Consider the following 13,793-nt stretch of genomic DNA (forward strand, 5'->3'; position numbering starts at 1 on the left):
CTCTCCTAATATTTATCTATGATAGCCGGGCGGCAACAGCCTGTCCAGCCATTCCAGCAAATCCTCTTTTTTATCCAGCTTATGCCCGATAAAAAAGCCTATGCCAATGCACAGCATCAAAAACAAAGCCTGAAAAAATCCCAGCCACAAAACGACCACGCCGATAAACAGGCCGAACAGCGAGCACAGCAGACGGCCGCGATAGTTGTTCCAGATGTCGTTGATAATTTCGCTTAACATCACACAGCCTCCTATTCTTCCTTAGCCTTAATCTGCTTAAAGAACAGCTCCATGTCCTTAACATCAATGCCCGTAACCTTCTTAATGCTTTCCTTAACATTGCTGCGGATTTCGTCCGAGGTTTCCGGAATATTTATGCCGGGCTCGATAGAAGTGTTAATGCGCACGGCGATGCCGTCGTCGTTCAGCTTCACAATAACCTTAACATTGTGAATACCGTAAATTTCCTGGGACAGCACGGCGATATAATCCTCCAAGGCCCCCTTGCCCACTAGTACCTTGCCCTTGTCGCTTTCGCTGAGCTTCAATGAGCTCATGCCGGTTAAACCCAGGCCGGTAATCAAAAGCCGCAGACTGACCAGCAGCATAATGACGCCGCCCACGGCGTAAATCCAGTTGCCGGGAATATGGTCGACTAAAGCGATCATGCCGTCGCGGGAAAATACGCCCAGGCTGCACAGCACTGCCAGCACCGAAACAACAGCCATTAAAAACGTGTATAACGTAAGAATAATTCTGTCGGCAATACCCATTACTTAATCCTCCTCAAAAAATCTTTTCTGCCGGTCGTCCATTTCCTCCTCCGGCGGCAGGTCAAAGTCCTCGTCGCCTCGCAGCTTGGCCAGCTGCTGTTCAAAGGAATTACTTTCGTTGGCTTCCGCCCGCCGGGCCTGCGCCCGCAGGATATCAGCCATAGCTTCCTCCGACGAAGCCTCCTTTTCCAGCTCCGTGGCTTTGCGCTGAGCGACGCCCTCCACATTAACGTCCACAAACTGCACCTCATAGCCGGTCATAGCCTCGATAGCGGATTTAACCTTTTCCTGCACCTCCAAAGCGATTTCGGGAATGCAGCAGCCGTATTCCACGTTGATATAAACGCTGGCGTTGACCATCTTGCCTTCAAATTTCAGGCGCACGCCCTTAGAAGCGTTTTCCTTGCCCAAAAAGCGATTGATGCCGTCTGTCAGGCCGCCGCTCATACTCACCACGCCCGGCACCTCCTGCGCCGCCAGGCTGGCTACAATACAGATAACCTCGTCGGCAATACGGATATCGCCAAAGTCCTCTAAATTATTATCCTCGTCCAATTCGTTATCGGCCTCTGCCGCTTTATGCTTGTGAGCGTCTTCTATTTCCGTCAACTTGCGTTCCATACGCAGCACCTCCAAGACTCATATGGTAAAATACAAACAGTACTCCATTTTTATTTTATTCTAATATTATAGCACAGTTTATACATTCTGTATGCATAAATTGTATAAAAAGGAGCGCAAAAATTTAACGATTCTCTAAGCGACAGCATAAGAAAAACCCGAACTCCGGAAGTATAAGCACTTCAAAAGTTCGGGGTTTACGCCAATTTACAATATGCAGTTATCAGGCCGCGCGCCTCGCGGCGCACGCAGCCTTACAGCAAAGCTTACGCGCGGGAAATATAGTCGCCGGTGCGGGTATCGATAGCCAGCACGTCGCCTTCGTTAATGAACAGAGGAACCTTAACGACATAGCCGGTGTCCATGGTAGCGTTCTTGCTGCCGCCGGTTGCGGTATCGCCTTTAATGCCGGGCTCGGTTTCTACAACGGTCAGCTCTACGGTGTTCGGCAGGTCAACGCCCAGTACGCGGCCTTCGTAAATCATAATCTTAACGTCCATGTTTTCTTTCAGGAAGTTCAGAGCGGTGCCAAGGGTTTCCTTGCTCAGCTCGGTTTGCTCGTAGGTTTCGTTGTCCATGAATACGTACATGCCGTCGGATTCATAGAGGTATTGCATTTCGCGGCGGTCGATGCGAGCCTTAGGCATACGCTCGCCGGCGTTGAAGGTACGCTCAACAACTGCGCCGGTGCACAGGTTACGCATTTTAGCGCGAACGAAAGCGGCGCCCTTACCCGGTTTTACGTGTTGGAACTCAACAACCTGCCAGGCGTCGCCATCGATGGTTACGGTTACGTTAGTTTTAAATTCGTTGGTAGAAATCATTGGAAGCCCTCCTATAAATTTAAAAATTAGACAATTTCAATAAGCTGCTTTTTGACGCCGTTTAAGGCACGCGCCCCTTCCTCAGTCAAAACAACAGTATCTTCTATACGAACCCCGCCTTTGCCGGGAATGTATATACCTGGTTCAATAGTAAAAATCATGCCGGTTTGCAGCACCGTTGCGCCCTGTTTGTTGATATTGGGCATTTCGTGAATCTCCAGGCCCACGCCGTGCCCCGTGCCGTGGACGTAATAATCGCCATAGCCGCAGTCGGTGATAACCTTGCGCACAACTGCGTCCAGCTCCCTGCCGGTCATCCCGGTCCGAGCCGCCTTCAAGCCTTTCAGCTGCGCTTCTTCGACAATGGTGTAAATTTCCTTCTGCCAGGAATTAGCCATGCCTAAAACCAGCGTCCTTGTCATATCGGAATGATAGCCCTGGTACACGGCGCCGAAGTCGAACGTAATAAAATCGCCTATTTCCACTACCTTATCCGACGCCATGCCGTGCGGCAAAGCGCTGCGCGCGCCGCTGGCCACAATGGTATCAAAGGAAGTTTTTTCGCTGCCCAGGGCCCGCATATAATATTCCAAACGCCCGGCCAGGCTGCGCTCCGTGCGCCCCGGCTGAATATCGTCCAAAAGCTTGTTAAAGGCCTCGTCGGCAATGCTGGCCGCTTTAACCAGAAGGTCCAGCTCCTTCTTATCCTTAATCATGCGGATAGCGCTCAAATCGATGCTTTCCAAAGGCGTTTCCCCGACCAGCTCCTGCAAGGTAACGTACTCGTTATAGCTGTAGCAGGCGCCGTCAAAGCCAATCACTAAGGAACCCGCCTTATGCGTCAGTCCGGCTGCCGCCTCCCAAATGCTTCTTCCATTCACAGGCGTATATTCCAGCACCTTGAACAGCTTCATTTCATGCTTGGCCTGCTCCGTATAGCGTCCGTCGGTAATCAGCACGCCCTGCTGCCGGTCTAAATACAAAAGGCTGGAATCGCCGGTAAAGCCGGTGAGATAACGGATGGTGGTAACATCCTTGATAATGACACTGTCCACCTGCATCCTGGCCATGATTTCCAAAACCTTATTGATGCGCGTCATTAACCATACCTCTTTTCCTTATAGTCGCAGCCTAAAGCTAGGCACTGCCTTTTTATTTTACCACTCATTGGCAAAACTTTCAAGAATTTCAACCTTAAACGGCATATTTTCTATGATATCCAGCGTATCAAAATAGGTATCGGGCGTTACGTGGAATTTAATCAGGCCGCTGCTGCTGTCGACGGTGCTGACCATCGCCAGATGCTCGTAGCCCTCCATAATCCAGTTCACGTCGGCAATATGCTCAGGCTCAACCTGTGCGTAGATCATACTGTGAGGTCCGGGGTCGTTATCGCTCATTCTTTGACAACCTTTCTGCGTAATAAGCTATTGGGCAACAGCTCCTTCGCGCTGTATGCCGAAAATTTTTGCTGGGCGTGGGGCGCGCAGTCGATGGCGACGCCGTCCGCGTCCTGCATTTCCGTAAGGACAAAGGACAGCAGCCGACCGTCGGGCTGCAACAGCTCCAAAGGCTCGCCCGCCTTAACATTATTTCGCTGCTCAAAATATACTCGTTTATTGGCAGCGTCATAGCCGGTTACAATGCCGACAAAATCATGGGTCTGCTCATATTTGGAAGAAGTATAGACCTGCGCGTTATGGTCGGGCTTGCTTACGGCGAAGCCCGTCGTGTACTGGCGGTGGGACACCTTGTTCAGCTCGGTTATCCATTCGCCGGGCACGCTGTAATGCTCCCTGTCCTGCCAGCAGGCGTCGATAGCCCGTCGGTAAACGCTGACCACCGTCGCCACATAATGCACGCTCTTCATGCGGCCTTCAATTTTCAGGCTGCATACGCCTGCGTCCAGCAGCTGCGGCAGGTATTCTATAAGGCACAAATCCTTGGAATTCATCACATAGGTCCCGCGCTCGTCCTCTTCCAAGTCAAAATATTCGCCGGGCCGTTTGCCCTCGCCCAGCTTATACATATCGTATTCCCAGCGGCAGGCCTGCGTGCAGGCGCCGCGGTTGCCGTCGCGCCCGGTCAGGTAGCTGCTGAGCAAGCAGCGTCCCGAATAAGAAATACACATAGCGCCGTGCACAAAGGCTTCCAGCTCAACCGAGGTTTTAGCGCTGATTTCCTTTATCTCGCCCAGCGACAGCTCGCGGGCCAGCACTACGCGCTCCGCTCCCAGCCGCTCCCAGGCTTGTACGGCGGCATAGTTCGTCGTATTGGCCTGCGTGCTGACGTGCAGCGCCATGTTCGGCACTACCTGACGCGCCGTAGCCCACACGCCGATATCGCTGATCAGCAGCGCGTCCACCTTAGCCTGCTCCAAGCCGCGCAGATAATCCGGCAGCCTGGCAATGTCGTCGTTATGGGCGAAGATATTCACCGTCACATACACCTTTTTGCCCAGGCTGTGGGCATAAGCCGTCATTTCGGCAATTTCGTCCAGCTCAAAATTATTGGCGAAGGCTCGCAGGCCGAACATTTTACCGCCTAAGTAAATAGCGTCCGCACCGTATAAAAGAGCCATCCTGCCTTTTTCCATATTGCCAGCCGGGGCCAGCAGCTCCGGCTTGTGTGTTAATTTAGCCATGAAACTCCTCCGTTAAGCATCAGCCAATTTCCTCGATAGCCCGCAAATGCTCTGCATAGGATTTAGTAAAGCGGTGATGCCCATCCTTTTCCGCCACAAAGTACAAATAGTCGTGCTGCTCCGGCGCCAGCGCCGCCTTAATGGCGCTCAGGCCGGGGCTGCCGATAGGGCCGGGCGGCAAGCCCTGCCGCTGATAGGTATTATAAGGATTGTCTATCCTGGTATCGGCAAAGGTAACTATTTCCTTCTGCTCGCCCAGAATATATTGAATCGTCGTATCGGACTGAATCGGCATGCCGATTGCCAAACGCTTTAAAAAGACCCCGGCAATGCGCGGCTGCTCGTCGGCATACACCGCCTCCAGCTCCACCATCGCCGCCAGATTCACCACGTCACGCAAGCTTCTCCCTTGCTCCGCCGCCTGCTTAGCGACGCCGGACTCTTTCATTTCGACGTCAAACTGCCGCACCATAATTTCCAACAGCTTGTCCTCGCTTGCTCCAACCGGAAAATCATACGTCGCAGGGAAAACAAAACCTTCGGCCTTGTACAACACGTCAGTATTCTCGGTCTGCATATAAGCGTAAGGCGCGTAATCCTTGGCCGCAGCCATGAACTTAGCCGCGCTGCCCAGGCCTTCCCTTTCCAGCTTGCGCCCAATTCTGGCAATAGTGTAACCCTCCGGCACCGTAAAGCGCACCAGCGTAATATGTCCCTTGACCATCACGTCCACTATCTGACTATTGCTCAGGCCGCCCTCTATCTGGTAAGGTCCCGCCTGTAGCTTCGTTGCCAGCCCCTTAAAGCTGGCCTCGTAGCGAAAGGCAGCCGGGTCGCGTACCAGCTGCTTTTCGTGCAGCAGTTGGGCGATATCCGCCGTCGTCATGCCTTCTTTAACGATAATCAAATGGGAGCCCGGCGCAGCAAAATCCTTATTATTGCCGCGCGCCTGCATCACCGCCACAAAGCCCAGCAGCGCCACTACCGCGCAGCAGGCCAAGGCATAATACCATTTCGTGCGCAAAAAATCCTTCAGCTTTTCCAAATCCATCAGCAAAACTTCACCACTCGCCCTTAAATTACACCGACGCAAAAAAATACCGGACCGCAGTCCGGCAATTTTTTATTCTTCTTCGTCAGAACAATATTGGTCGTACAGCTCGGAAACTGCTTCATATTCCTCGTCGGTCGGACCAACATAAACGGCCTCGCCATTTTCGTCGAAATCGATGCGGGCGATAATCGCTACGTCGTCGTCATCGTCCTCTTCATGATGATGGCACTCGCATTCCTCATCCTCGCAGCAGTCGTCGTCGATGCCCACCAGCACGGCAAAGTTCTTGCCATTGTAAGGAATAACCATTTCCTCCATAAAGTAGCTTTCGTTGCCGTCCTCGTCGGTCAGGACAACTACGTCCACCTCTTCGGCGTCTTCCTGCATAGCCGCCAGTTCTTCGTTATTGATATCTTTCTCGGTCATTAGCGCACCTCTTTTCATAAAATTGCTTACTCACGATATTTTATAATATAAACTATGCTTCTGTCAAATTTTAAAGCTTTTGCTATCCAGATAATTTTGCAGAATCACCACGGCGGCCATCATATCGATAACCTTCTTGCGCTTTTTGCGGCGCATATCCGCATCCACCAGCACCTTTTCCGCAGCTACGGTCGACAGCCGTTCGTCCCACAGCACTACCTTAACCGCAGGGAACGTTTCCCGCAGCTTAGCGGCCATAGCTTCGCAGGCCTGCGCGCGCTCGCCGATAGTGCCGTTCATATTCTTGGGATAGCCCACGACCAGCGTGTCCACCTCATGCTCCTTAATAAGCTGGGCAATACGTGCGTAATCCCTCTCCTCCGAGGTACGGTGAATGGTTTCCACACCATTGGCAATCATGCCCAAAAGGTCGCTGACAGCGATGCCTATAGTTCTTGTTCCTACGTCCAGGGACATTGTTCGCATCAGGTCAACTCCTTACTATTTGCCAATCTGCTTCAAATAGCTGATTACCATAGCCTCAATCAGCTCGTAGCGCTCGTGACGGCGCAGCTTGGTGCGGGCGTCGTCATAGCTGGTAATATAGGTCGGGTCCCCGCTCAACAAATAGCCTGCCAGCTGGTCCACCGGGTTATAGCCCTTAGTCTCCAAAGCGGCGTAAACCTCTTTTATCGTTTCTGCAACATCCAGCTTTTCCGGCTGGCGTTTAAACATCATTGTTTCCTGGGATACTTCAGACATAATATTACACCCCCTTATAAGTGTATAGCATTATTTTAACACATCCCCTAAAAAATTGACAGTAAAATTACTGTAACAGTTTTGACGCTGATAAAATTATCCGCCGCCCCATAAATAAAAACAGCCGCCGCTTACAATGAAGCGACGGCCTGCGCCCTTACTTACGCTTTGCAATTAACAGGAAAGCTCGTTTTTAACTACGAAAAGCACCCACTGGGCGATATTGGTGGCGTGGTCGGCAATGCGCTCCACGTATTTGGCAATCATCAGATAATCCACGTACTGCGGTACCAGCTGCGGATACTGCTGCATCAGCGCGGTTAAATTCTGCCGCATCTCGCGGAAATAAGCGTCCACCTCATCGTCCGTAGCGATAACCTTCTGCGCCAGCCCGGCGTCGTTTTCGCTGGTGGCGGTAATGCTGTCGTACACCATACGGCGCATTACGCCCAGCATTTCTACAAAATGTTCGGGCATGGGCACGGGCTCCTTTTCCGCCAGCCGCAACGTATACTGGCTGATATCGCTGCAATGGTCGGCAATGCGCTCCATATCTCCCACCAGCTTCAGGCAGCTGGCAATTTCGCGCCAGTCGGCAGCCACCGGCGTCTGCGTCAGCACCAGCTCCAGGCATTGACGCTCGATATCCACCTCGCTGTTGTCGAAATCGTCGTCGCCGCCGATAATAGCCTGCGCCAGCGTCACATCCTTATCCTGTAAATTTTTAATTACCTTATCGAGAGTATCCTCAAGATTAACGCCCATTACGCGCACGCTGTTCAACAGCAGCTCCAACTCCTGAGTAAATTTTGTTCTAGCCATCTTTTTTCTCCTTCGCATCAACCGAAACGGCCCGTAATATAATCCTCAGTCTTTTTATTGGCAGGATTGGCAAACAACTTTCTCGTTACGTCGTACTCAATCAAATCTCCCAACAGGAAGAACGCCGTCTTATCGGAAATACGCGCCGCCTGCTGCATATTATGCGTAACGATAACGATGGTATAATTCTCTTTCAATTCCAACGCCAAATCTTCTATCTTCATCGTGGAAATCGGATCGAGCGCCGACGTCGGCTCGTCCATCAGCAACACCTCCGGCTGCACGGCCAACGCGCGCGCGATACATAAGCGCTGCTGCTGTCCGCCGCTGAAGCCCAAGGCGCTTTTATTCAGCCTGTCCTTAACCTCGTCCCAAATCGCCGCCTGCCGCAGACTACGCTCCACAATTTCGTCCAGCCTGCTCTTAGCGCGGACGCCGTGCGTGCGCGGGCCAAAAGCTATATTATCGTATACGCTCATGGGAAACGGATTGGGCTTTTGAAAAACCATGCCCACGCGCTTGCGCAAAGCGTTCACATCGTCGTCGGCAAAAACATCCGCGCCGTCCAGCAAAACCCTGCCTTCGATGCGGCAGCCCTCCACTAAATCGTTCATGCGGTTCAAACTCTTGAGCAAGGTAGATTTGCCGCAGCCGGAAGGCCCGATGAAGGCGGTTATTTCTTTTTCCTTGATATCCATATTGATGCCGTGCAGCGCATGGAAATCTCCGTAATATAAATGCAAATCGTCTATTAACAGCTTAGTTCTTGCTTCCATCTCAATTTCCTTTCATCAGTTTACGCGCCAGACGTGCGCTGACCGCGTTAATACCTATAACCAGCAGCACCAGCACTACCGCCGTAGCGTAGGCCTGCTTCATATACAAGCCCTCGCTGGCCAGCACATACATATGCACCGCCAGCGTGCGCCCGGAGGACATAACATTTTCCGGCAGCGCGGCTACCGTACCGGAGGTATAAATAAGCGCCGCCGTTTCGCCTACAATACGGCCAATGCCCAAAATAACGCCTGCCAGAATGCCCGGTATAGCCGACGGCAGCACCACGGCGAACACCGTGCGCAGCTTGCCCGCGCCCAGGCCATAGCTGCCCTCGCGGTAGCTGTCGGGGACAGCCTTCAGCGCTTCCTCGGCCGTGCGCATAATCAGCGGCAGAATCATAATCGCCACCGTACACGACCCCGCCAGCAAAGAATAGCCCATGTGCAAATAGGTTACGAAAAAGAGCATGCCGAACAAGCCGTAAACAATGGAAGGAATGCCAGCCAGCGTATCCGCCGTTACGCGAACCATGCCGACCACCTTATTGCCGCGTTTAGCGTATTCCACCAGATAAATCGCCGCGCCAATACCCAGCGGCGTGGCCAAAAGTAGCGCCAGCACCACCATAATCAGCGTATCTAGCATAGCCGGCAGCATGGACACGTTTTCCGTCGTATATTTCAGCTCAAACAAGCGCAGATTGATATTGGGCAAGCCCTGCCATAAAATGTAGCACAGCAAAAACGCCAGCGACAGAAACGTAACCGCCGCCGCCACCCATACGCATACCAGTAAAGCCACGGACAGCGGGTCGCGCCCGTAGCGGTACAAAGCCTTGCTTAAATTCATTGCTGCACCACCTTTCCTTTCAGATAGGAAAAGGTCAGGTTAATGACCAAAATAAACACAAACAGCACCACCGCCGTAGCGATAAGCGCATCGCGGTGTAAGTCGGCGGCATAGCCCATTTCGATAACGATATTCGTCGTCATCGTGCGCACGCCCTCCAGCAAGCCCTGGGGCATACGCGCCTGATTGCCCGCTACCATAATAACCGCCATGGTTTCGCCGATAGCGCGGCCAATCCCCAGAATCACAGCCGCCATAATTCCGGACTTGGCCGCAGGCACTACCGTAAAGAAAACGCTGCGCACATGTCCTGCGCCCAACGCCAACGCGCCCTCGTAATAGCTGTCCGGCACAGCCCGCAGCGCCGCCTCCGCTACGCTGATCAGCGTCGGCAGAATCATCATGCCCAGCAGCAGCGACGCCGTCAGCATGCTGCTGCCGGTACCGCCGAAGGTTTCGCGGATAAAGGGCACCAAAACCACCAGGCCAAAAAAACCGTAAATAACGGACGGTATACCGGCCAGCAGCTCCACCGCCGGTTTCAGCGCCTTATAGGCTGCGGCGGGGCAAAAGCGCGCCATAAAAATAGCCGTTAAGATGCCGATAGGAACGCCTGTAAGAATAGCGCCCAGGGTAACATAGATACTGCCTAAAATCATCGGCAGAATGCCGTAAATATCGTTATTGGGCCGCCATTTGGTTCCCAGCAGAAAATCGCTTACGCCCAGCTGCGCAATGGTCGGCAGGCCGCTGCCAAACAAAAAGATGCAGATCATCGCTACTAAAGCGATGGACGCGCAGGCCGCCGCCAAAAAGACCAGCTGCATAATTTCTTCTTTCTTATTCTCCATCTCTTCAATTCCTTTATATAAAAAAGAGGGGCTTAACCAGGCGTTCAGCCTGCAAGCCCTCTCCGCCGCTAAAGCCGCGCCGTTAAAGCGGGCCTTCGACTAGCTTAGCGCGCGCCGCAGCGCTGCCCCAGCTTATTTTGCTAATTTATCCCAGGAAGTAACCTTACCGGTAAAGATATCGGCAACCTGGGCTTTAGTCATATTGCCCAGCTTGTTGTCCTTATTGACGATAACTGCGATGCCGTCGGTAGCGATAACAGTAGCCTTAACGCCTGCGTCCAGCTCGCTCTTTTTCAGTTCGCGGGAAGCCATACCGATATTGCAGATGCCGCTGATAGCGGATTTTACGCCGGTAGTGGAATCGCTTTGCTGTACCTCGATATTAACGTCGGGGTTCAGCTTTTGGTAAGCTTCTTTCAGTTTTTCCATTGCGGGAGTAACGGAAGAAGAGCCTGCTACAACAATCTTGCCGGATTTCTTATTAGCTGCGTAATTAGCGGCTTGTTCGTTGCCGATATAGCCGGCCTTGCTTACTACCTCCTGGCCCTGCTTGGACAGGATAAAGTTGATAAAGTCTTTAGTAATAGCGTTGGGTTCGCCTTTAGTTACGATATTAAAAGGACGGGAGATTTTATAAGCGCCGCTCTTAACATTAGCTGCGGTAGCTTCTGCGCCGTCGATTTTCAAACCCTTAACGGTATCGTTCAGAGAGCCCAGGGAAATATAGCCGATAGCATCCTTATTGCCTGCTACCGTAGTCATCATAACGGCGGTGCTGTTAGTAATAGAAGCGCTTTCGGTAGTCATATCAACCTTCTTGTCGCCCTGCTTTTGCTCGATGCCGAACAGTTCAATGAAGGCGCCGCGGGTACCGCTGCCGTCTTCGCGGGATACTACGACGATTTTGCCGCCGCTAGCAGCCTTACCCTCGTCTTTTTTATCACTGCCGCAACCCATAGCGCCCAAAGCGACAACTGCAGCCAAACCTACGCATGCAAGCTTATTCAATTTCATCTTAACTATTCCTCCTTCAAGTAACCATCTTTGTGGTTCTGCAATTAGTATATACGAGGATTGTTAAGGAAATATTATGGCTATGTAAAAGCGAGGTAAAATCAGCAGGCAAAACCGCTTTTGCCAAATATATACAAAAGGCAGACAAGCTAAGCCTGTCTGCCTAAAAGCTCTTATTTAATTACAAAACTCTGCAAGCGCCGTAATAGCGTGCGCCCCAATAGCCAGTAAAAGCGGAAGATACGGTTACGCCCGTACTCGTACCAGCGTGAATGAAATTGCCGTTGCCCACATAAATACCTACATGGGAAGCGCCCGGCTCATAAGTCGTAAAGAAAATCAAATCTCCGGGACGCAGCTGGCTCATCGAAATTTTCCGGCCAGCATAAAACTGGCTGTCCGCCATACGCGGCAGGGAAATTCCCGCACGAGCGAACGCATACTGCGTAAATCCGGAACAATCAAAACCGTAAGGAGAAGTGCCGCCAAAAACATACGGTGTGCCGATCACGCTGTAAGCTGCGCGCATTACGTTACGCGCAATAGAATTACTACGGTTAGGTGGCATTTCTTTATTCATCAGCGCTTTATAGGTAGCTTCGCCGACAACGCCGTCTACCTCCAGCCCGGTATCCGCCTGAAAACGCTTCACCGCGCTTTCGGTAGCAGGGCCAAATTCGCCGTCTATAGTACCGATATTATAACTCAATTCAACAAGCCGTTTTTGAATGGCTAAAACTTCTTGCCCATCATCGCCGCGTTGAAAGGAAGCAAAGGCTATCGTTGTACCCGCCAGGCTAAACATGACGGTAAGACAAAATATAAGAATTCTTCGTTTTACCAAAAGCATCTACATCCTTTCCTTATTTAAGTACAAAATTATTATAGCACAAATTACCTCATCTGTAAAACGTATTAGCCGCTGAAATTGTGAAATCGGCATTATTTTTTATTTATTTCCCAAGCTTTTGTCCGTTTTTATACGTCGCGCTACTAAATATAGCGGTCGATGCTTAATTTCTTCAAAAATGCGGCCTATGTATTCGCCTAAAATGCCTATACCCACTAGCTGGATGCCGCCTAAAAATAAAACGCTGACAGTCATAGTAGCCCAACCAGGCACAGCGTCGTCGATGATAAATTTAACGTAAAACACATGGCCTAAAAGCAAAATACTGCTGACGCCAAAAACCAACCCTACATAAAAAGCCCAGCGCAGCGGAAGATTAGAAAAGGCCGTAATGCCGTCCAATGCGAAGTGCAGCATCTTATGCAGATTAAATTTGGAATGACCGGCAAAGCGCGGCGGCGCCACAAATTCCAGTACCGTCACCCTAAAGCCTAGGGTATTCACTAAGCCGCGGATAAAACGGGCCCGCTCACGGTACTGCTTAAAGGCGTCCACGGCAATGCGGTCCATCAAGCGAAAGTCGCTGCCGCCGGGAGTGATTTCCACCTCTGATAAAGCGTTTATCAATTTATAATAGGCATTGGAGGTAAATTTTTTAAAAAAGCCTGCGTCCTGCGTAGCCAGCCTTTTGGTCTGAACAATCTCGTTCCCCTGCTCCCACAAGCGCAGCAGCTGCGGCAGCAGCTCCGGCGGATGCTGCAAATCGCCGTCCATGGTAATCACAGCGTCCCCGTCGGCGTTATCCAAACCGCAGGTCAGCGCCATCTGGTGCCCATAATTGCGGCTCAGCAGGTAAGCCTCCACGCGGCCGTCTTTTTTGGACAACTCGTTTAAAATCACGGCGCTGCTATCGCTGGAGCCGTCGTCGACGAAAATAATGTTATAATCGTAAGTCTCCGCGCTCATTACGGCCGTTACGCGTTTATAAAATTCACATAAATTCTCCTGTTCGTTAAAAACAGGCACAACTATAGATATTTTCTGCATCTCGTTCACCACTATGTTCGTTTTAATGAGAAAAGGCTGCCTCCAGGGCAGCCTAACTATCAGGTTTGAGTACTCAATAAGCCGAGTTCTGTTCCGCAAAGCGGCGATAATCATTTATCTAGGCTTACAGTTGCCTGCAAGCTCAAGCGACACAACCCGGAAGGCTCAGCGGGCAGCTTCATCCCTCCCCTATTTGGTCTTGCTCCGGATGGGGTTTACCTAGCCAGCCTGTTGCCAGACTGCTGGTGCGCTCTTACCGCACCGTTCCACCCTTACCTGCCGCAGCAGGCGGTACGCATTTCTGTGGCACTATCCCTGAGGTTACCCTCGCCGGACGTTATCCGGCATCCTGCCCTGTGGAGCTCGGACTTTCCTCATCTGGCTTAAAGCCAGCCGCGATTATCTTTCGTACTCAAATGGCTATATAAATGCCGCTGATTTTTGCTCTTACAGGCAACTACCATCAACGGCTACTT

18 protein-coding genes and 1 other RNA gene are annotated in these 13,793 nt (G+C 51.5%); all 19 read right to left on the bottom strand.

The features are described 5' to 3' along the window. Positions 1-12: 12 nt before the first annotated feature. Positions 13-240 carry a DUF2273 domain-containing protein gene (locus tag Q4E64_RS04750; RefSeq protein ID WP_293729484.1) on the bottom strand — a complete coding sequence of 76 codons (228 nt, stop codon included), beginning with the start codon at positions 238-240 and terminating at the stop codon, positions 13-15. Positions 241-251: 11 nt separating this feature from the next. Next, positions 252-773 carry an alkaline shock response membrane anchor protein AmaP gene (gene amaP / locus Q4E64_RS04755; protein WP_303166577.1) on the bottom strand — a complete coding sequence of 174 codons (522 nt, stop codon included), beginning with the start codon at positions 771-773 and terminating at the stop codon, positions 252-254. Positions 774-776: 3 nt separating this feature from the next. Continuing rightward, entirely contained in the window at positions 777-1,394 is a 618-nt protein-coding gene (locus Q4E64_RS04760) for an Asp23/Gls24 family envelope stress response protein (RefSeq protein WP_303166578.1), read from the bottom strand. Positions 1,395-1,660: 266 nt separating this feature from the next. Beyond that, complete coding sequence (gene efp, locus Q4E64_RS04765; protein ID WP_293728981.1) at positions 1,661-2,218, bottom strand: elongation factor P; 558 nt, start codon at positions 2,216-2,218, stop codon at positions 1,661-1,663. 26 nt (positions 2,219-2,244) lie between these two features. Then, positions 2,245-3,318 carry an aminopeptidase P family protein gene (locus tag Q4E64_RS04770; RefSeq protein ID WP_303166580.1) on the bottom strand — a complete coding sequence of 358 codons (1,074 nt, stop codon included), beginning with the start codon at positions 3,316-3,318 and terminating at the stop codon, positions 2,245-2,247. Positions 3,319-3,375: 57 nt separating this feature from the next. Next, positions 3,376-3,588, bottom strand: a complete 213-nt coding sequence (locus Q4E64_RS04775) for a DUF4911 domain-containing protein (RefSeq protein ID WP_303166582.1) — start codon at positions 3,586-3,588, stop codon at positions 3,376-3,378. Positions 3,589-3,614: 26 nt separating this feature from the next. Then, a complete protein-coding gene (locus tag Q4E64_RS04780; RefSeq protein WP_303166583.1) occupies positions 3,615-4,862 on the bottom strand; it encodes a U32 family peptidase in 1,248 nt (415 codons plus the stop codon). A gap of 19 nt (positions 4,863-4,881) precedes the next feature. Further along, positions 4,882-5,913, bottom strand: a complete 1,032-nt coding sequence (gene mltG / locus Q4E64_RS04785; RefSeq protein ID WP_303166584.1) for an endolytic transglycosylase MltG — start codon at positions 5,911-5,913, stop codon at positions 4,882-4,884. Positions 5,914-5,985: 72 nt separating this feature from the next. Continuing rightward, positions 5,986-6,342: a DUF1292 domain-containing protein gene (locus Q4E64_RS04790; protein ID WP_303166585.1), complete on the bottom strand. Its 357-nt coding sequence runs from the start codon at positions 6,340-6,342 to the stop codon at positions 5,986-5,988. Positions 6,343-6,405: 63 nt separating this feature from the next. Continuing rightward, positions 6,406-6,828 (bottom strand): Holliday junction resolvase RuvX, encoded by a 423-nt coding sequence (gene ruvX, locus Q4E64_RS04795; RefSeq protein WP_303166586.1) that lies wholly within the window; start codon positions 6,826-6,828, stop codon positions 6,406-6,408. 15 nt (positions 6,829-6,843) lie between these two features. Beyond that, a complete protein-coding gene (locus Q4E64_RS04800; protein ID WP_303166587.1) occupies positions 6,844-7,104 on the bottom strand; it encodes an IreB family regulatory phosphoprotein in 261 nt (86 codons plus the stop codon). A 174-nt stretch (positions 7,105-7,278) separates the two neighbouring features. Then, positions 7,279-7,926, bottom strand: a complete 648-nt coding sequence (gene phoU, locus Q4E64_RS04805) for a phosphate signaling complex protein PhoU (RefSeq protein WP_303166589.1) — start codon at positions 7,924-7,926, stop codon at positions 7,279-7,281. Positions 7,927-7,943: 17 nt separating this feature from the next. Beyond that, on the bottom strand, positions 7,944-8,702 hold the full coding sequence (gene pstB, locus Q4E64_RS04810) for a phosphate ABC transporter ATP-binding protein PstB (protein WP_303166590.1): 759 nt from the start codon (positions 8,700-8,702) through the stop codon (positions 7,944-7,946). Between the two features lies 1 nt (position 8,703). Then, positions 8,704-9,555 (bottom strand): phosphate ABC transporter permease PstA, encoded by an 852-nt coding sequence (gene pstA / locus Q4E64_RS04815; protein ID WP_303166591.1) that lies wholly within the window; start codon positions 9,553-9,555, stop codon positions 8,704-8,706. Further along, complete coding sequence (gene pstC / locus Q4E64_RS04820) at positions 9,552-10,406, bottom strand: phosphate ABC transporter permease subunit PstC (protein WP_303166592.1); 855 nt, start codon at positions 10,404-10,406, stop codon at positions 9,552-9,554. Before pstC ends, pstA begins: the two co-directional genes overlap by 4 nt. Before the next feature lie 132 nt (positions 10,407-10,538). After that, positions 10,539-11,420 (bottom strand): substrate-binding domain-containing protein, encoded by an 882-nt coding sequence (locus Q4E64_RS04825; protein WP_303166593.1) that lies wholly within the window; start codon positions 11,418-11,420, stop codon positions 10,539-10,541. Positions 11,421-11,601: 181 nt separating this feature from the next. Beyond that, complete coding sequence (locus tag Q4E64_RS04830; protein ID WP_303166594.1) at positions 11,602-12,225, bottom strand: NlpC/P60 family protein; 624 nt, start codon at positions 12,223-12,225, stop codon at positions 11,602-11,604. Positions 12,226-12,369: 144 nt separating this feature from the next. Beyond that, positions 12,370-13,317: a glycosyltransferase family 2 protein gene (locus Q4E64_RS04835; RefSeq protein WP_303166595.1), complete on the bottom strand. Its 948-nt coding sequence runs from the start codon at positions 13,315-13,317 to the stop codon at positions 12,370-12,372. Between the two features lie 62 nt (positions 13,318-13,379). Next, positions 13,380-13,732: RNase P RNA component class A (rnpB, locus tag Q4E64_RS04840), an RNA gene on the bottom strand. Positions 13,733-13,793: the final 61 nt, after the last annotated feature.

The sequence above is a fragment of the Phascolarctobacterium sp. genome, from assembly GCF_030531065.1.
In the GTDB taxonomy this organism is placed as follows: Bacteria; Bacillota; Negativicutes; order Acidaminococcales; family Acidaminococcaceae; genus Phascolarctobacterium_A.